We start from the raw sequence: 17,978 nt of genomic DNA on the forward strand, positions 1-17,978 counted from the left end.
GGTCATTTGTCCTTGCGCAGCTTCTGCGCCAGAAGCTGGGCGAAATCGGGAAGCTGCTTGAACTGCTTGATCGAGGGCAGGGTCGGCGCGGGCGCCTGCGGCAGCGGCTCGGGCAGCTGATGCAAGGTGCGTACCCCGCCGGGCGAGACGCCGAGCAGCAGCTGTTCGCCGTTGACCTCGACCACCACCACCCGCTCCTTGGCGCCGACCGCCAGGCTGGCGACCACGCGCAGGCCCTGCGCCGGGCGGAAGCCGCTGCCGGGCAGGCGCTTGAGCACCCAGGCCATGGCCAGGATCAGGCCCAGCACCAGCAGCAGCGCGAATACCGCGCCGAGCAGGCTGGGCGCCGACGGCGCCGCGTTGCCGACGCCCGAGCCGTGCTTGGCGGTCTGCGTGGCGACGGCGAGCAGCAGGCTCACCGCAGTCTCCGGATGCGCTCGCTGGGGCTGACCACGTCGGTCAGGCGCACGCCGAAGCGGTCGTTGATGGTCACCACCTCGCCGTGCGCGATCAGGGTGCCGTTGACGTAGACGTCCAGCGGTTCGCCGGCGCCGCGCTCCAGTTCCACCACCGAGCCCTGGTTGAGCTGCAGCAGATTGCGGATCGGAATGCGGCTGCGGCCGACTTCCAGCGACAGCGTCACCGGCACGTCCAGGATCACGTCCAGGTTCAGGTCGTTGGACTCGGCCATGGCGTCCGGCTGCAGGCTGTCGAACTGGGCCGGCGCCGGCTGGGTGGGATCGGTCTGGGTCATGGCAGGTCTTCCTGGAGAGCGGGGCGGCGGCGCAGCGCGCCGGGGGGATGGGTGGCGGTGATCTTCACCGCGTTCTGGCCGCGCGAGATGCCGAACTCGCCGGTGAACACCGGGATGTTCTCCACGCACAGCGGCACCTGCTTGGGCAGGTCGATCGGCAGCACGTCGCCGATCTTCAGCCGGGTCAGCTCGCGCAGGCTCATCTGCTTCTGCGCCAGCACGCTGGAAATGGTGACCTCCGAGCCGAACAGCTGCTCGCGCAGCATGATGTTCCAGCTTTCGTCGCGGTCCACGCGGTCGCTCTGGATGCCGGCGTCGAGCAGTTCGCGGATCGGCTCCAGCATCGAGTACGGCAGGGTCACGTGGATCTCGCCGCCGCCGCCTTCCAGCTCCACGTGGAAGCGGCTGACCACCACGTACTCGCGCGGGGTGACGATGTTGGCGAAGTGCGGGTTGACCTCGGAATTGAGGTATTCGAACTCCACCTCCATCACCGGCGCCCAGGCTTCGGCCAGGTCGGCGAAGGTCTGCTTGAGCATCAGCTGGATCACCCGCATCTCGGTCGGGGTGAACTCGCGGCCTTCGATGCGGGTGGGGTAGCGGCCGTCGCCGCCGAAGAAGTTGTCGACCACGGTGAACACCAGGGTCGGCTCGAACACGATCAGGCCAGTGCCGCGCAGCGGCTTGAACTTGATCAGGTTCAGGTTGCTCGGCACGTACAGCGAGTGCATGTAGTCGTTGAACTTGATCAGGTCGATGCCGCGCACCGACAGGTCGGCCGAGCGCCGGATCAGGTTGAACAGGCCGATCCGCCACAGGCGCGCGAAGCGCTCGTTGACCATCTCCAGGGTCGGCATGCGCCCACGGATGATCCGGTCCTGGCTGGAGAAGTCGTAGTTGCGCGCTTCGCCCGGCTCGGCCGGCGCCGGCTCGGTGTCCACCACGCCGGCGTCGACGCCATGCAATAGCGCATCGATCTCGTCTTGGGAGAGCAGGTCGGTCATCGCGGCAGCGCCTTTACTGGGTGACGAAGCTGGTGAACAGGAGTTCTTCCACGCACTTCTTGCCGGTCTCGGCGGTCATCAGCTTCTGCGCATCGGCCAGCGCCGCAGCCTGCAGCTTCTTGCGCCCATCGATGTTGGCGATGTCCTGCGCCTGCACCTGCGAGAACAGCATCAGCAGGTGCGCGCGGATCGCCGGGGCGTTCTCGGTGATCAGCTTCAGTTCTTCCGGGTCGCGGGTCATCAGCTGCACTTCCAGCTGCAGGTAATGCGGGCCGTCTTCCGCGCCGCCGTTGAGATTGACCACGAACGCCGGGTCCATCGCGAAGTACTGCGCCGGCTTGGGGATCTCGGCGGTCTTTTCCTCGGCCTTGGCGTGGCCGCCCTCGGGCTTTTTCAGGAAGAAGAACGCGCCGGCACCGCCGCCGCCCAGCACCAGCACCGCCGCGACGACGATGATCAGCAGCTTCTTCTTCGACTTGCCGCCTTCCGGGGCGTCCTTGGCGTCTTTCTTGGATTTGTCGGCGGCTGACACTGAGCGGGCTCCTGAAGGGGGTCTGCCCCTGAGGATGCAATCGCCGTGCCGAAACCGGGCGCCTGGCACGCCGGGTGTTTGACGGCGCCGCCGCGCGCCATGCCGGCGCGGGCCGAGACCGTTGTGGGAGAGGGGATCGGACCCAGCGGAGGGGCCTCAACCCCGACGGATTCTTCCGACGAACGTCGAGGCCGAGACCCGTCCTACTCCCTCGATCGCCGTGAAGGGGCGGCGGCGCGCCCCCGGATCGTCAGGCGTAGGCGTCGAGCAGACCGCGCTGGCGCAACACCACTGCCGGAATTCCGACGCTGCCGGACAGGTCGTCGGCGAGCTCGCCGCCGCTGCGGCCGCTGCCCTGCGGCGTGCCCTGCGCATTGGCCTGCTGTTGCTGCGGCTGCTGCTGGCCGACGTCGGCCTGGCCGAGCTGGAAGCCGTGCTGGCCGAGCATGTCGCGCAGGCGCGGCAGGCTGTTCTCGAGGGCCTGGCGCACATCGGCCTGGTTGCTGCTGAAGCTGGCGTTGACTTGGTCGCCGGTCATGTGCAGGCGCACTTCGACCGGGCCGAGCTCGGCCGGATTGAGCTTGATGTGGGCGTGGCCGATCTTCTGGTCGGCCAGCCAGCTGATGCGCGCGCCCAGTTCCTCGTCGAACTGGTTGCCGTGCAGGTTCGGGGTCGGCGTCGGCGAGCCGGTGAACGGCTGCGGATCGGCCAGCCGCGCCGTGGCGTGCAGCGGGGCCGCCGCCGCGGTCGGCACGATCGCGCTGGGATCGGCGGCGGGCGCGGCGTCGCCGCTCTCGCCGCTCTTGCCGCCGGCCGCGGCGGCGATGGCGGCCAGCGCCGCCAACGGCGCCGCGGTGTCGGCGCCGCTAGCCTTGTCGGCGGACCCTGCCTGCGCCAACAGCATCGCGCCGAAGCCGCCGGCCGCAGAGGCGGGGGCGCTGCCGGCCGTCGCGGCAGTGCCGGCGGTGGTGGCATTCGGATCGGTGGCGCCGGCCGCGGTCTGGGCCGCGGCGTCGCCGCCGAGCAGGGCGCCCACGCCGTTGGCCACGGCGCCGGCGACGCCGACCGCCAGCCCGGCCGCCGCGCCCAGCGGGGTCGCGGTGGCCGCCGGCAACACCGCCGCGCCGATCGCCGGCAGCAGGCCCAGGCCGATGCCGGCCAGCCCGGCCGGCGGCCAGGCGCTGTCGTCGGGCTTGGCGTCCTCGTGCTTGTCCTCGGTCTTGGCCTTGCCCTTGTCGCTGCCCGAGGCCTTGGTCTCGGTGCTGCTCTTCTCGGCGTCCTGGGCGACCTTGTCGCCGGCCTGCGCGGTGCGCGCGGGGTCGCTGGCGGTGTCGTCCGCGGCGGCCGGACGCTTGTCCGCCTGGTCCTTGCCGGCGTTCTGCGAAGGCTTGGGCGTCTCGCGGGCGGCGGGCTTGGGCGCGGTGGTACGCGCCGAGCCGCCGCCGCCGAGCAGCTTGGCGAAGTCCTTGCCGCCGGCGCGGTCAGCGCCCTGCGTGTCGTTGCCGCCGCCGATCTGGCTGGCGCGGCCGCTGCCGCCCAGCGCGGAAAGCGCGTTGTTCATCGTCCGTCTCCGTCATCGTGTTCGTCGGCGGTGGCCGCCAGGCGCGCGCGGCGCGCGCCCAGGTCGTCCATCTCGCGCTGGCTGCGGCGGTCGTCGACCTTGCGTTCCTGTGCGCGGTAGCTGGCCGCGAGCTGTTCCAGCACCTGCTTGTCGCGGCTGGCCAGCAGCAGCCGGCTGCGCTCCATCTCCACCTTCTCGCGGTTGCGGTCCACGGTCTGGCACTGCTGCTGCACCGCGCTCTCCAGCCGGTCCAGGAAGGCGCGGCGGTTGGCCAGCTGCGCCAGGCTGGTCGCCGCCATCTGGCTGTTGGCGTACTCCTCGGCGTAGCGGCGCAGTTCCTCCAGCCGCGATTCGTGGGTGGCCAGGGTGCGCTGGCGCTCGGCGAGATCGCGGGCGACCTCGTCTTCGTGCTGCTGGGCGCGGCGGAGCAGGGGATCGAGACGTTGCGATTGCATCATGGCTTAGTTCTCGCGGTCGACCAGGCGCTTGAGGGCGGCCTGGCTGTGGGGCAGATCTGCGGCTTTGGCGACGTCCTGTCCGAGGAATTCCATGATCTCCGGCCAGCGCTCCAGCGCTTCGTCCACGGCCGGATCGTTGCCGCGCTGGTAGGCGCCGATGGTGATCAGGTCGCGGTTGGCCGAGTACGCCGACACCAGCCGCTTCAGCGAGCGGATGCGCAGGCGCCACGGCTCGTCGGCGATGTCCTGGACCACGCGGCTGACCGAGGACTCGACGTCGATGGCCGGGTACAGGCCGCTGTCGGCGACGCGCCGCGACAGCAGGATGTGGCCGTCGAGGATGGCGCGCGCGGCATCGGCGATCGGGTCCTGCGGATCGTCGCCTTCGGTGAGCACGGTGTAGAAGGCGGTGATCGAGCCGCGGCCCTTGGCGCCGTTGCCGGCGCGTTCGACCAGCGCCGGCAGCTTGGCGAACACCGACGGCGGATAGCCGCGGGTGGTCGGCGGCTCGCCCACCGACAGGCCGATCTCGCGCTGGGCCTGGGCGAAGCGGGTCAGCGAGTCCATCAGCAGCAGCACGTTCAGGCCCTGGTCGCGGAACCACTCGGCGATGGCGGTGGCGCGGTAGGCGCCGTGCAGGCGCGCCAGCGGCGGGCGGTCGGCCGGGGCGGCGACCACCACGGCCCGGCGCAGGCCTTCCTCGCCCAGGGTGGTCTCGACGAAATCGCGCACTTCGCGGCCGCGTTCGCCGATCAGGCCGACCACGATCACGTCGGCGGCGGTGTAGCGGGTCATCATGCCCAGCAGGGTGGACTTGCCGACGCCGGAGCCGGCGAACAGGCCCACGCGCTGGCCGCGGCCGATCGGCAGCAGCGCGTTGATCGCGCGCACGCCCACGTCCAGCGGGGTGGTGATCGGTTCGCGCGCCAGCGGGTTGATCGACACGCCGGCCATGCCCACCGAGCCTTCGGCGCGGATCGGGCCCTTGCCGTCCAGCGGCACGCCGTCCGAGTCGATCACCCGGCCGAGCAGGCCTTCGCCCACTTCCACGCCGCCGCGGCGGTGCAGCGGTACCACCCGCGCGTTGGGCAGCAGGCCGTGGGTTTCGGCGCTGGGCATCAGCGAGGTGCGGTCGCCGGAGAAGCCGACCACTTCCGCGTCGACCCAGCCGCCGTCGACCTCGACCTTGCAGGTGGCGCCCATCGGCGCCTCGCAGCCGACCGCTTCCAGGGTCAGGCCGACCGCGCGGCGCAGGATGCCTTCGCGGATCAGGCCGCGGCCGGCGGCCGCGTCCAGGTCGAGCTTGCCGAGGCGGCCGGCCAGGCGTAGGTTGCGCGCATCCAGCCAGTCGGCGGGGTGGGTGCCGGACAGCGCGCTCACAGGCCTGCTCCGGACTTGCGCATCACCGTTTCCAGCGCCGCGCGCAGGCGCGCCTCGAGGGTGCCGTCGATGCGCACCGATTCGGCGTGCACGCGCAGGTCGCCGCGGCTCAGGCTCAGGTCCGGCACCAGCCGGATGCCCTGATCCATCAGCGTCAGCAGCGGGGTCAGCGCGGCGATGTCGTCCGGGTGCAGGCGCACCTCGACGTCGCGGCGCGCGCCGCCGACCGCGTCCAGCGCCTCGGCGACCAGTTCCGACAGCAGCACCGGGTCGGCCTGGTAGGCGCGGCCGACCAGGCTGCCGGCGATGCGCACGGCCAGCTCGCCGAGCGCGCCGACCACCTCGTTCTCCAGTCGCGCCAGCGGCCGCGAGAAGTTGTCCAGGATGCCGTCGATCTGCGCGGTCAGGCGGCGGATCTCGGCCTGGCCCTGGGCCAGGCCCTCGGCGTGGCCGCGTTCGAAGCCTTCGTGCTGGGCCGCGGCCTCGATCGCCTGGATATCCTCCAGGCTCGGCGGGCGCAGCACCGGCTCGTCCGGCAGCGCGTCTTCGTAGGGCAGCGCCGCCAGCGCGGGCGGGGCATCGAGTTCCGGCGCCAGCCAGCGCACCACGTTGCCGTTCATACCATGGCCTCCGCACCGCTACCGCCCAGGCTGATCACACCCTCGTCGGCCAGGCGCCGCACGATCGCCAGGATCTCCTTCTGCGCGGCCTCCACGTCGGCCAGGCGCACCGGGCCGCGCGCTTCCATGTCTTCCAGCAGGATTTCGGCGGCGCGCTGGGACATGTTCTTGGTGATCTTGTCGCGCACCTTGATGTCGGCGCCGCGCAGGGCCAGGCCGAGACGGTCGCCGCTGACTTCGCGCAGCATGGTCTGCAGGCCGCGGTCGTCCAGCTCCACCAGGTTGTCGAACACGAACATCAGGTCCTGGATGCGGCTGCCGAGGTCGGCGTCGATCTTGCTGATCGCCGTCAGCACGCCCTGGTCCGAGCCGCCGTCCAGGAAGTTGAGGATGTTGGCCGCGACCTTGACCCCGCCCACGTTGGACGACTTCAGGTTCTGGTTGCCGGAGAACTGCCGCTCCATGATCTCGTTGAGCTCGTTGAGCGCATGCGGCGGGATGCCGTCGAGCGTGGCGATGCGCATCAGCACGTCGGCGCGGGTGCGCTCGGGCAGCAGCTTCAGCGCCTCGGCGGCCTGGTCGCTGTCCAGGTGCGCCATCACGATGGCGATGATCTGCGGATGCTCGTTGCGCACCAGGTCGGCGATGGAGCGCGGGTCCATCCACTTCAGGGTGTCCAGGCCGGTGGTGTTGCGGCCCAGCAGGATGCGGTCGATCAGGCTGCCGGCCTTGTCGGCGCCCAGCGCCTGCACCAGCACGTTGCGGATGTAGTCGTCGGCGCCCACGCCCAGCGAGGTCTTGCTGCCCAGCTCGGCGTTGAACTCCTCCATGACCTTCTCGACCTGGTCGCGCGAGATGCCGCTCAGCGTCGCCATGGCGATGCCGATCTTCTGCACCTCCTTGGGGTCCATGTGCTTGAGCACCTCGGCCGCGTCGGCCTCGCCGAGCGACAGCAGCAGCACGGCGGCGCGCTGGGTGCCATTCATTGCGTTCGCATCAGGCTTCACTGGCGACCCATCCCTTCACGACCTGCGCCACGCGCTTGGAATCCTGTTTGACCGCTTCGCGGGCCTGGCGCAACCGTTCCTCGTAGGCATCCGGCAGGGCGATGGCGGGGTTGCCGCCAGTGCCGCCGCTGAGGCTGGCGGTGTCCTCGCCCAGCGACGGCAGCAGCGGGTTGTCGTCGTCGAGCATCGACAGCTTGGCGTCGCGCGGCTCGTTGCCGTCGCGGTCGTGGCCCACCGCCGCGGCCGGCGCGGGACCGGCGATCTGGCGCAGCGCCGGGCGCAGCACGCCGAACAGCAGCGCCAGCACCACCGCCGCACCCAGCACCAGGCGCGCGACGTTCATCACCCGCGGATCTTCCCACCAACCGGGCTTGTCGGCCGCTTCCGGGGCCTGGCGGACGAACGGGGCGTTCATCACCGAGACGGTGTCGCCGCGCTCGGCGTTGAAGCCCACCGCCTGCTTGACCAGCCCTTCGATGCGGGTCAGCTCGGCGGCGCTGAGCGCCTGCTCGGTCATCTTGCCTTTGGCGCCCGGCCGCATCACGTGGTCCACCAGTACCGCCACCGACACGCGCTTGATGCGCCCGGCCGGCTGCCGGGTGTGCTGCAGGGTGCGGTCCAGCTCGTAATTGCGGGTGGCGCTCTTGGAGCTTTCGGTCGGGGTCGCGGCGGCCGCCTGCTGGGTGCCGGTGGTGCCGGCGGCGGGCGGGGCGCCGGTGGCGCCCGGCTGGCCCGGCGCGCTGCCCGGCGAGTTGCTGGTCGCGCCGGGCGCGCCCTGCGGGCCGCTGGTGCTGGTGCTGCTGTCGCTGACCTGCTCGCTGCGCAGCTTCGGCGGGTCGCCGTTGTACAGCTCGCGCGCTTCCTCGACCACCGAGAAGTCCATGTCCACGTTCACTTCCGGGTTGACCCGGCCCGGGCCGGTCATCGGCTCCAGCAGTTCGCGGATACGCTGGTTGTAGGCGCTTTCCTGGCGCCGCACCTGATCGAACTGGGCGGCGTTGAGCGCGGCATCGCTGTTGGGGTCGGCGATGGTCAGCATGCGCCCGCTCTGGTCGACCACGGTGACGCGGTCCGGCGCCAGGTCGGGGATGCTGGAGGCGACCATGTTGACGATCGCATCGACCTGGTTGCGTTCCAGGGTGGTGCCGCCGCGCAGTTCCAGCACCACCGAGGCGCTGGCGGCCTCGCGCTGGCGGGTGAACGCGCTCGGCTTGGGGATGGCCAGGTGCACCCGCGCCTCGCGCACCGGGCGCAGGCTGGCGATGGTACGCGCCAGTTCGGTTTCCAGGGCGTGCTGGTAGCGGGCGTTCTCCACGAACTGGCTGACCCCGAAGCCGGGATCCTTCTCCATCACCTCGAAGCCCATGTTGCCGTTGTCGGTCAGGCCGGAGCCGGCCAGCTTCAGCCGCGCGTCGTACAGCTTGTCCTCGGGCACGGTGATCGCGCCGGTGGCCTGGTCGAGCTTGAACGGGATCTGCGCGGTGCGCAGCAGGTCGGTGGCCTCGGCCGTGCCCTTCTCGTCCAGGCCGGTGTACAGGGGCGTGTAGGCCGGCTTCTGCGACCAGAAGAACACGAACAGGCCGGCGGCCACGGCCACCGCGATCATCGCCATCAGGCCGATGCGCCGGGTGAGCTGCAGGCTCTGCAGGCGGTCGAACCAGGCCCCGGCCTTTTCGCTGTTGAATGTGTCTTTGCTGATCGCAAGCGCCATCGTCTTCTACCCTTACAGCGGCATGTTCATCACGTCCTGGTACGCCTGGACGAGTCGGTTGCGGACTTCCACGGTAGCGCGAAACGCCACCTGGGACTGTTGCGCGGCCAGCATCACCTTGGCCAGGTCGGCGCTGGGGTCGCCCAGTTCGAAGGCCTTGGCGAGGTCGCCGGACTTCTGCTGGGCCTCGTTCACGCCGCCGATCGCGTTGCGCAGGGTCTCGGTGAAGCTCGGGCCCTGCACGCCCTGGTTGCCGGCCAGGCCTTCGATCGCATTGCTGCGGCCGACATCGCCCACCCGCGTCTGCGCCGCCTGGCCGACCTGGCCCTGGTAGCTGCGGATCTGCGAAAGGATGGAGCTGATGGAGTCGCTCATACGGTGAAGTCCCTGCCGGGAGACGGCTTGCCCGTATGCAATGCAAGCGGTGTGCCGAAACGGCACTCACGTGTCGCGCAGCCTGCAGACAGGCATGCGCGGGGAAGGCCGGCACCCGGTGACGGGTTCCTGGCGCCGGCGGTACGGCCGGCACGGACCGCGCGCCGGCAAGGTGTCGGCAGGTTGACGCCGTGCGCGGCATCACGGTCGGACGCGGGCGCCGCGCGGCGACCTCACGGTGGGCGAGGGGGGCGACTCAGTCCGGCAGCCAGGCTGCCCGCCACTCCTGCAGATTGGCGTCCTGCAGCAACCAGTCGCGCTGCACCGTCGCGCGCAGGGCAGTGCCTGCCGCGGCCCGCGCGTCGGCATCGGCCAGGTGCGCGCGGATCGCATTGACCCAGTCGCGAAAGCGATTCTTGACCAGGGTGACCGGCAGCGCGCCGTCGCGGTAGGGCGGCAGGTCGCTGGCCACCACCGGGTAGCCGCAGGCGCCGTACTCGAGCAGGCGCAGGTTGCTCTTGCAGCGATTGAACAGGTTGTCTTCCAGCGGCGCCAATGCCAGGTCCAGGCCCAGCGCGGCCAGCGCCTGCGGATAGCGGGCGAAGTCCACGCCCGCGTGCACCTCGTACACGTGCCGGCGCAGCCGCTCCGGGCACAGGCCCATGAACACCCAGTGCACCTCGCCGGCCAGCGCCTGCACCACGTCGGCGATCAGTTCCAGGTCGCCGGTGTGGCTGAGCCCGCCGGCCCAGCCGACCCGCGGCTTGGCCGAGGCGGATGCGGCCGGCGGCGCCAGCGCGCCCCACAGCTGCGGCTCCAGCCGGTTGCGCACCACGCGGATGTCGCCGTGCAGGCCGGTCAGCGCCTCGGCCAAGTCCGGCGTGGAGACGGTGACCCGGTCCACCAGCGTGGCGGCGCGCCGCAGCGAACGCAGCACGTCCTTGGGCATGTGCTCGCGATGCGCGCTCTTCAACGGCAGGTTCGGCAGGTAGTCGTCCAGCTCGTAGACCATGAAGGCAGTGCCGAACCGGCGCATGCGCTCCATCCGCGCCAGTTCCGCATCGCCGACCCGGCGCTGCAGCACCACCACGTCGGCGCCGAGGCGCTGCAGCTCCACCGGGTCGAGCAGGCGCGCGTAGTACAGGCCGTCGATCTGCGCGGCCGCGGCCAGTGCCTGGAACGGCTGGATCACCCGGTACTGGCCGCTGCCGAAGGTGTCGCCGGGATGGGCCAGCACCCGCGGCAGCGGTTTCCACGACAGCGGCTGCCAGGAGAATTCGGACTCGGTCAACTGGAAGCCGCCGGGCTGGTCCAGGCCCAGGCTGGGCGAATAGGCCGGGTCCTGCGCCAGCGCCGGCAGCCAGCGCTGCAGCAGCGCCTCGTCGGCCGCCTCGCTGCGCGTGGCCGAGGCTGGTTGCAGCAGCAGCGCCTGCGGCGTCCACACGGTCCAGGCGCCCGTCGCCGCGGCGCGCAGGCACAGGTCCACGTCGGCGCCGCCGGCGGCGAAGCCGGCCGCGTCGAATCCGGACAGGTGCTCGAACAGCGCCCGCCGCACCAGCAGGCAATGCGCCGACACCGCGCTGTAGCGGTGCGCCACCTGCAAGCGGCCCATGTAGCCCGGCTGCGCCATCGCCTCGCCGGCGAAGGCATGGCCGGCGCCGGCCAGCAGGCCAGGCAGCAGGCCGGCATGGGTGATGCGGCCATCGGCGGCCACGCCCTTGGCACCGACGATGCCGACCTCGGGCCGCTGCGCGTGATTCATCAGCGCGTGCAGCCAGTGGTCCTGCACCGCGGCGCTGTCGGCGTCGAGGAACAGCAGATAGTCGCCCTGCGCCTGGGTGGCGGCGAGGTTGTGCGCCTCGGCCTGGCACACCCGCTGTTCCAGCGCGAACACGCGGATGCGGCCGTTGCCCAGTTCGGCCACCGCCTGCATCCACGCGGTGATCTCCGCGGCGTGGCTGGCGTTGTCCACCAGCAGCAGTTCGTAGGCGGGGTAGGCGGTCTGTTCGAGCAGGCTGACCACCGCGCGCTGCAACGCCGGCAGGTTGTCCTGCGCCAGCAGCACGATCGAGACCGGCGGCTGCGCGGGGTGGCCGTAGTCGATGCGGAACAGGCCGCCCGGCAACGGTTCGACCGTGGCCTGCGCATAGCCGCGGGCCTGCAGGTGCGCGGCGATCGCGCGCTGGCGCGCCGGGCCGCCGGCCTCGGCGCTGGCCGGTGCGGCGACCAGCAGCGGCTCGGGCATGTGCACGATGCCGTCGCCGCCGTCGCGCAGGAACAGGCGCAGGATCAGCTCGAATTCGCTGGCGCCGTCGTAGGCCGGGTCGAAACCGCCCAGCGCCTGCACCGCCGTGCGGCGGAACACCCAGTGGCTGGCCGTGGCCAGCGGATTGCCTAGCAGCAGGTCCAGGTCCGGATCGGGCCGCAGCAGCGGCGCCAGGGTGTCCGCGTCCACGGCCAGCCATGCGTCCGCATACAGCGCGTTGCACTGCGGCTGCTGCGCCAGTTCCAGCAGCAGCCGCAGCAGGCCGCCGGGGTAGAAACGGCTGCCCGCCGCCACGCGCAGGCACCAGTCGCTGTCCGGCGCGGCGTCCAGGGCCGCGTGCAGCGCCGCCGCATCGGCGTCGGGGGCCAGCGGTGGCAGGATCCGGACCCGCGGGTCCGGCCACGCGGCGAGGGACGTATCGCCAAGCACCAGCGCCTGCACCTGTGCGAACGGCGCGCCGTCCAGCAGCAGGCTGTCCAGGGTCGCTGCCAGCGCGGTGTGTTCGGCGCCGCGCGCGTCGACCAGCACGGCCAGTCGCGGCGTGCCGCCCAGGGTGGCCAGGCGCGCGTCGAGCAGCTCGCGTTGCGCCGGTGTCACCGTCCGCCGCGCCTGCCAGTCGCGCAACGCGGCTTGCACACAGACGCGCGCGTAGGCGTCCTGGATCGCCTGCAGCAAGTCGACCGGCGCACCAGTGCCCCCGCTCAGCGGCGTCACCGTGACCTGGCGGACGTCGCCATCGCCGCGGTACCAGCCCATCGCGCGCACGCCCTGGCGGAAGTTGGCATGCCCCTGGTCGCCGATGCCGGGCTGATCGCGCCCGACCTGGCTGTACTGTTCCTCCGACACCCGGAACCGGGTCAGCGGCTTCGCCAGCAGCGCCAGGTGGCCGCGGTGCAGCAGCTTGGCGTACAGCGCCAGGTCGCCGACCCAGTTGATGACCTTGCCGGCCAGCGTCATCAGCTCGTCGCCGATCTCCAGCAGGTCGCTGCGCCGGCACAGCACGCAACTGGGCTCGCCGACGAAGTTGATGGTGTGGTCGGCCAGGAACGACAGCAGCTCCGGCCCGTCCAGCAGCACGTCGCCGGCGAACGGGAAGGCGGTGGCCGGGATGTCCTCCAGCGGCGCGCCGTGGCTGTCGATGCGCTGCCGTCGCGATGAGGCCAGCAGCACGTCCGGCGCCGACTGCATCGCCGCGACCAGCGCGGCCACGCAGTCCGGCGCCAGCACGTCGTCGTCGTGCAGGAACTTCACGTACTCGCCCTGGGCCAGGGCGATGCCGCGCGCGGTGCTGCCGAGTTCGCCGTAGCGCTCCGGATTGCGCTGGTAGCGGATCGGGAGCGGGGCCGTCGCGGCGCGGCGTTCCACCACCGCGGCGATCGCCTCGGTGGGGTTGTCGTCGCAGATGACCAGTTCCAGCGCCGGATAGGTCTGGGCCAGCACGCTGTCGAGGGCCTGCTCGAAGTAGCGCAGCTTGTAGGCCGGCATGACCACGCTGACCAGGGGCGGGTGAGGCATGAACGATGGACCGTTGCGGGAAGGGGGGCGGAGCGCACGCTGCGCCCGATCCATCGCAGATGCAACAAGCATGCCGGTCCGTGCCGGATCCCCTGGACGCAGGCGGCGCCCCCGAGGGCCGCAACTGCGCTAGAAGGCGAAGGGGACAGTGGCGCAGCAGGCGCCGCTGCGCCTCACTCTACGTAGAGCACGCTGTCGAAGTAGTACATGGCGTAGTGCCGCAGCCGTAGCGTTGCGCCCGGCATGATGCGGTCGAGTTCGGCGACGATGTCCAGCAGGTCGAGCGCATGGTGGTAGCAGGTGATGGCCATGCGCGGCCGGCAGCGCCCGATCAGGGCCGCGCCGCCACGCAGCACCCTGGCCTCGGCGCCTTCCACATCCATCTTCAGGACACTGACCTGTTCGATCAGATCGTCCAGGCGCACGCCGTCCACGCGCGCGGCGCCGCTGCCGTCGAGCCGGCTGCCCATGGTGCCCCGTGCGTCGAACGCCACCGGCCCGGCGACATCGCTGACGGCGGCGTTGTACAGGGTCGTGCGGCCGTCATCGTCTGCCAGCCCTTGCTGCAGGGCGGCGAAGTTCTCCGGATCCGGCTCGAAGGCATGGATGGCCGCGTAGCGGTGGCGCGATGCCGCGCGGAACTTCTTGACCGTGTCGCCGCGATAGGCGCCGATGTCCACATAGTGGTCGTCCGCGCCGATCCGCAGTGGATGCTCCAGCGCCGAATACACCGAGTAGTACTCCTGCTCCATCGGGCACAGGACATCCAGCAGCGGCCGCCGGTCGCCGTCCATGCGCATCTGCAGGATCGCGTCCAGCGTACGTACGCTCAGTGCATCGGCGAAGCGGCCGCGCATGGCGTCGAACTGCGCGGCGTGCGCCAGCGTCTGTTCCCGCGTCACTTGTCCGCTCTGATACACCAGCGGAATATCCAGGGCGTACATCAACTGCGGCAGATCGACACGGCGACCGCTGCCCAGGCGCTGCAGTTGGTCGAAGTGCAGCCATGCGGTCGGCATGTAGGCGCAGTTGATCGTGGGCAACCCGGCCAGGTCCGGGTCGCTTAGAAAGGTCGCGGTCGGGCGCACGTCGTCGAAGCCCGCATCGGTGATGCGGCGTTCGTGAAACACATCGTCCAGGGCGACGATGCGGATGCCAGGGACGCGCTCGGCCAACAGCGCGGCGGCGCGGGCCGCATACAGCCCGCCGAGGCTGGAACTGGGGGCCAGGAAGATCGCGCCGCCGGCGCGCTTGCAGGCATCGATCAGGTCGGCTTCGCGCTGACGCGCGGCCAGGTGGTCGGTCATGGGTCCACTCGAAAGGGCACGCCGTAGGAGGCGCGCGAATGCTGGAAAGACGGATACGAGGGGCATGTCGCGTGGTAGCGATCAGGCCGCGCGGCGATTGCCGCCCGCGAGCGATCCTAGCGAAGCCTGTTGCGCCGGAAGCGTGCATGCATCCCAGCCCGGCGTGCTGTCGCACGTGGCGCCGTTTTGGGCAAAGTGAAGCGGAGACGTCGGCACAGCGACGCCACTTCCATCAGTGGCGGAACGTATCGTTAAGCGGCACCGCGACTCGCGCGTTGGCGCGCGCCTGCATCAACGCAGAATGCGGGCGCCGCCGGGTATCAGTGCGTCGTAGAAGCAGCGGTCCGGCAGCAGGTCCGGCACGGTGCCGGGCAGCAGCCATTCGCAGTGCCGGCCGATCTTCGCGTCGCTGCGGGTCATGCTGCCGCCGCCCAGGGTGCTGCCCTGGCCGATCTGGGTGCCGCGGCCGAGGTGCACCCCGGCATGCAGGGTGACGCAGGCGCCGACACGGACGTCCTGTTCGACGATCACCTGCCGTTCCAGCCAGCTGCCGGCGCCGATGCTGCTGCCGGCCGCGAGGTTGCAGCCGGGTCCGATGTGTACGTTGCCGAGCAGTCGCACGCCGTCGTCGACATGCGACTGCGGCCACACCAGATCGACGCTGCCGTAGCCAGCCAGGCGCACGTCGGCGAGCAGCTTGTGCCGCGACTGGTTGACCGCGCGCTCGTCCATCGCGACGAACACGTCGGTGGCGGCGGGCGCATGGCTGGCGTGCAGGGCGCCCAGGTCGAAGTTGTAGCGGTCTGGCGACTCCAGGGCGATGCCCACGTACCCCAAGCCGCAGGCCTGCGCGGTGCGTTGCGCCTGCTCCAGCGCATGGCCCTGGCCGATCAGCACCAGCGTCTTCATGCCGGTTGCTCCAGCACATGGGCGCGGTACCACAGGTGCTGGCGCACCAGTTCGGTCTCGTAGTCGCCATGCATGAAGGAGCGCGAATGCGGGCCGAAACCAGCCTGCAGGCGCTCCAGCACTGCGGTGTCCTCGGCGATCACCTGGTGCTCGATGCGCATCAGCGTGCTCAACAGGGCGGTGAAATCGGTCCGCTCGCTTTTCCGCCGGGCGGTGGCGACCCACAGGTGGTAATCGGTCTCGTGCGGCGAGACCGGGTCGTATTGCTGCAGCACGAAGGAGTCGCCGCGCACGCTGTAGAAGTTCACGTTCGGATACAGGAACCAGTTGTAGAACGCCGAGTCCTCGCCGTAGCGCTCGCACAATGGCCGATACCAGTGATCCTGCACCGCGATCTCGGCTTTGGCCGGGAAGCTCAGCGCCTGCAGCGGGACCGGCGCGCCGCCCTGCAGCAGTTGTTCCACCACCGAGGGCACCTCGGCGGAGCGCTCGACATGCGCCGAGGGCTTGGGCGCGGCGGTCATCAACGGGTTGAAGGTCTTGGGATGGATGAACGGGATGTGGTTGTAATCCTTCACGTTCTCCATGTTGAGCTTCCAGTTGTAGCGCACCCGGTGGCAGCTGTAGATCAGCTGCGAATCCACGTGCGATGCCGCCGCGCGCAGATCCTCCAGGAACGCGGGCGCGAACTGCTCCTCCAGCGGCAGCGGGTGCTCGGCCATGTTCACGAACAGCAGTTCGCCGACCTGCTGCACATGCAGCTTGGTCAGGCAGATGCCGGCCTTTTCCTCGGCAGTGAACTGGTACAGCCCGGAGTTGGGCAGCCCACGCAGCTCGCCCTCGGCGCCGAACGACCAGGCGTGGTACGGACACACCAGCGGCCGCTTGCCGTGCGATTCGGTCTGGATCGCCGATTGCCGGTGCGGACACTGGTTGAGGAAGGCGCGGATGCCGGCCTCGGTGCGCTGCACCAGCACCGGCACCCCGGCAATCTGCCGCGCGAAGAACTGGTTGCGCTCGCGCACCATCGAGGCGAAGCCGGCGAAGATCCACAATGCGCCGAACAGGCGCTGTTGTTCCAGGCGCAGGCTGTGCGGGCTGATGTAGTGCTCGGCGTCGAGGGCGTGGCGGGTCATGCGGAACGGCGTCCTGGGGGCGGGGTCAACGGCTGAAGATGGTCCGTGCCGGATTCCCGGCGACGGTGACGTTGGGCGGCACGTCCTTGACCACCACGCTGCCGGCGCCGATCACCGCGCCGTCGCCGATCGCGATGCCGGGCAGGATGGTGGCGTGCGGGTGGATGACCACATCGTGGCCGATGCGCGCGCCGCCGCCGACGAACACGAAGTTGCCGATCTGCACGTAGTCGCCGATCACCACGTCGTGGCCGACGATGGTGGTGGCGAGGATGGTGACGAACTCGCCGATGCGGCTGTCGGCGCCGATCGACACGCCGACCTCGAACAGGCTGCCGCGCCCGATCGGTGTCTCCGAGGCCTCGCGCAGGCGCGGGCGCAGCACCATGAAGTCGGCGCCGCGTTCCAGCAGCGGCTGGCTGTAGCGGCGGCGCGCGGCCGGATCGCCGAGCGCGCAGACGAACAGGTCGCCGGGCACCGGCTGGTAGGTGTCCGGGTCGCCCAGCAGCGGCCAGCGCAGGCCGGCGCCGAGCGCGCTGCGGCTGTCCAGGAAACCCTTGATGTCCCAGGCCTGCCCATAGCTTGGATCGTCGTTGCAAGCCATTGCGGCGATGCCGCGGCCGAAGCCGCCGGCACCGACGATCAGCACATGTTGCGGAGGCGCATCGCTCATGCGAACTCCACGCCGCCGTCCATGCTGAAGGCCTGGCCGGTGACCTTGCTGCTGGCGTCGGAGAGGAAATACAGGCAGGCCAGGGCCACGTCCTCGGGGTCGCCGATGCCCAGCGGATAGCGCTTGCGGCTCTCCTCGAACCAGGCCTTGTCCTCGTTGATCAGGGTGGTCTCGACCAGGCCGGGGCACAGCGCGTTGGCGCGGATCTGGCGCCGTGCCAGTTCCAGCGCCAACGGCCGCAGCATGCCGATCAGCGCCGCCTTGGAGCCGGCGTAGGGGCCGACGCCGACGGTGCCGGTCAGCGCGGCGATCGAGGCGAGGAAGACGATGGAGCCGCCGGGGCGCAGTGCCTGCCGCGCGAGCAGGTGGCGGGTCAGCATCGTCGGCGCCACGTAGTTGATCGTCATCACCTCGGTGAGGAAGCGCTCGCTGACCAGCTTCATCGGCGACAGGCCGCGGATGCCGGCGCTGAGGACCACGCCGTCCAGCGGCCCGCTCTCGGCGGCCAGGCGCTGCACGGTGGCGGCGTCGCACAGGTCGCCGGCGAACAGGCGGTGGCCGTCGCCCGGCAAGGCGTCGAGCAGGGCCTGCAGCCGCGGCAGGTCGCGGCCGGCGACGAGCAGCTGCGCACCGGCGCCGGCGCAGGCCTTGGCCACCGCCTCGCCGATGCCCTTGGAGGCGCCGGTCACCAGGATGCGCTTGCCATGCACGCCGTACAGCGTCTGCAGCAGCGCGGCGGGCGTTTCCGCAACGGACATGGGGGTCTCCGG

The 17,978-nt window shown here is 70.8% G+C and carries 17 protein-coding genes; all 17 read right to left on the reverse strand.

Annotation, left to right across the window (positions count from 1 at the left end):
* Window positions 1–2: 2 nt before the first annotated feature.
* The 17 genes from fliO to PIQ37_RS05600 all read right to left on the reverse strand — a co-directional run bounded on the left by fliO (window position 3) and on the right by PIQ37_RS05600 (window position 17,966).
* Window positions 3–419 (reverse strand): flagellar biosynthetic protein FliO, encoded by a 417-nt coding sequence (gene fliO, locus PIQ37_RS05520; protein WP_048489845.1) that lies wholly within the window; start codon window positions 417–419, stop codon window positions 3–5.
* On the reverse strand, window positions 416–754 hold the full coding sequence (gene fliN / locus PIQ37_RS05525) for a flagellar motor switch protein FliN (RefSeq protein ID WP_010343865.1): 339 nt from the start codon (window positions 752–754) through the stop codon (window positions 416–418). The genes fliO and fliN overlap by 4 nt, the downstream gene beginning before the upstream one ends.
* On the reverse strand, window positions 751–1,758 hold the full coding sequence (gene fliM, locus PIQ37_RS05530) for a flagellar motor switch protein FliM (RefSeq protein ID WP_342072690.1): 1,008 nt from the start codon (window positions 1,756–1,758) through the stop codon (window positions 751–753). Before fliM ends, fliN begins: the two co-directional genes overlap by 4 nt.
* A gap of 13 nt (window positions 1,759–1,771) precedes the next feature.
* Window positions 1,772–2,290, reverse strand: a complete 519-nt coding sequence (locus PIQ37_RS05535) for a flagellar basal body-associated FliL family protein (RefSeq protein WP_017909004.1) — start codon at window positions 2,288–2,290, stop codon at window positions 1,772–1,774.
* A gap of 250 nt (window positions 2,291–2,540) precedes the next feature.
* Complete coding sequence (locus PIQ37_RS05540) at window positions 2,541–3,851, reverse strand: flagellar hook-length control protein FliK (protein WP_342072691.1); 1,311 nt, start codon at window positions 3,849–3,851, stop codon at window positions 2,541–2,543.
* Window positions 3,848–4,309, reverse strand: a complete 462-nt coding sequence (gene fliJ / locus PIQ37_RS05545; protein ID WP_342072692.1) for a flagellar export protein FliJ — start codon at window positions 4,307–4,309, stop codon at window positions 3,848–3,850. Before fliJ ends, PIQ37_RS05540 begins: the two co-directional genes overlap by 4 nt.
* A gap of 3 nt (window positions 4,310–4,312) precedes the next feature.
* Window positions 4,313–5,689: a FliI/YscN family ATPase gene (locus tag PIQ37_RS05550; RefSeq protein WP_209249413.1), complete on the reverse strand. Its 1,377-nt coding sequence runs from the start codon at window positions 5,687–5,689 to the stop codon at window positions 4,313–4,315.
* On the reverse strand, window positions 5,686–6,309 hold the full coding sequence (locus PIQ37_RS05555; protein WP_342072693.1) for a FliH/SctL family protein: 624 nt from the start codon (window positions 6,307–6,309) through the stop codon (window positions 5,686–5,688). The genes PIQ37_RS05550 and PIQ37_RS05555 overlap by 4 nt, the downstream gene beginning before the upstream one ends.
* Window positions 6,306–7,295, reverse strand: a complete 990-nt coding sequence (fliG, locus tag PIQ37_RS05560) for a flagellar motor switch protein FliG (protein ID WP_209029226.1) — start codon at window positions 7,293–7,295, stop codon at window positions 6,306–6,308. Before fliG ends, PIQ37_RS05555 begins: the two co-directional genes overlap by 4 nt.
* A 10-nt stretch (window positions 7,296–7,305) precedes the next feature.
* Window positions 7,306–9,027, reverse strand: coding sequence for a flagellar basal-body MS-ring/collar protein FliF (gene fliF / locus PIQ37_RS05565; RefSeq protein WP_342072694.1), 1,722 nt, complete (start codon window positions 9,025–9,027; stop codon window positions 7,306–7,308).
* Window positions 9,028–9,039: 12 nt separating this feature from the next.
* Window positions 9,040–9,402, reverse strand: a complete 363-nt coding sequence (gene fliE / locus PIQ37_RS05570) for a flagellar hook-basal body complex protein FliE (RefSeq protein ID WP_017909049.1) — start codon at window positions 9,400–9,402, stop codon at window positions 9,040–9,042.
* Between the two features lie 256 nt (window positions 9,403–9,658).
* Window positions 9,659–13,153 carry a glycosyltransferase gene (locus tag PIQ37_RS05575; RefSeq protein WP_407136532.1) on the reverse strand — a complete coding sequence of 1,165 codons (3,495 nt, stop codon included), beginning with the start codon at window positions 13,151–13,153 and terminating at the stop codon, window positions 9,659–9,661.
* A gap of 203 nt (window positions 13,154–13,356) precedes the next feature.
* The gene (locus tag PIQ37_RS05580) at window positions 13,357–14,490 is read right to left on the reverse strand and encodes an FkbM family methyltransferase (RefSeq protein ID WP_342072696.1); all 1,134 of its coding nucleotides are present in this window, start codon (window positions 14,488–14,490) and stop codon (window positions 13,357–13,359) included.
* 291 nt (window positions 14,491–14,781) lie between these two features.
* Window positions 14,782–15,399, reverse strand: coding sequence for an acetyltransferase (locus PIQ37_RS05585; RefSeq protein ID WP_342072697.1), 618 nt, complete (start codon window positions 15,397–15,399; stop codon window positions 14,782–14,784).
* A complete protein-coding gene (locus PIQ37_RS05590) occupies window positions 15,396–16,535 on the reverse strand; it encodes an aromatic ring-hydroxylating oxygenase subunit alpha (RefSeq protein ID WP_342072698.1) in 1,140 nt (379 codons plus the stop codon). The genes PIQ37_RS05585 and PIQ37_RS05590 overlap by 4 nt, the downstream gene beginning before the upstream one ends.
* A 25-nt stretch (window positions 16,536–16,560) precedes the next feature.
* Window positions 16,561–17,208 carry a NeuD/PglB/VioB family sugar acetyltransferase gene (locus PIQ37_RS05595; protein ID WP_342072699.1) on the reverse strand — a complete coding sequence of 216 codons (648 nt, stop codon included), beginning with the start codon at window positions 17,206–17,208 and terminating at the stop codon, window positions 16,561–16,563.
* Window positions 17,205–17,966, reverse strand: coding sequence for an SDR family NAD(P)-dependent oxidoreductase (locus PIQ37_RS05600; RefSeq protein ID WP_342072700.1), 762 nt, complete (start codon window positions 17,964–17,966; stop codon window positions 17,205–17,207). Before PIQ37_RS05600 ends, PIQ37_RS05595 begins: the two co-directional genes overlap by 4 nt.
* Window positions 17,967–17,978: the final 12 nt, after the last annotated feature.

Origin of the sequence: Xanthomonas protegens, from assembly GCF_038442435.1 — a bacterium.
Classification (GTDB): Bacteria; Pseudomonadota; Gammaproteobacteria; order Xanthomonadales; family Xanthomonadaceae; genus Xanthomonas_A; species Xanthomonas_A sontii.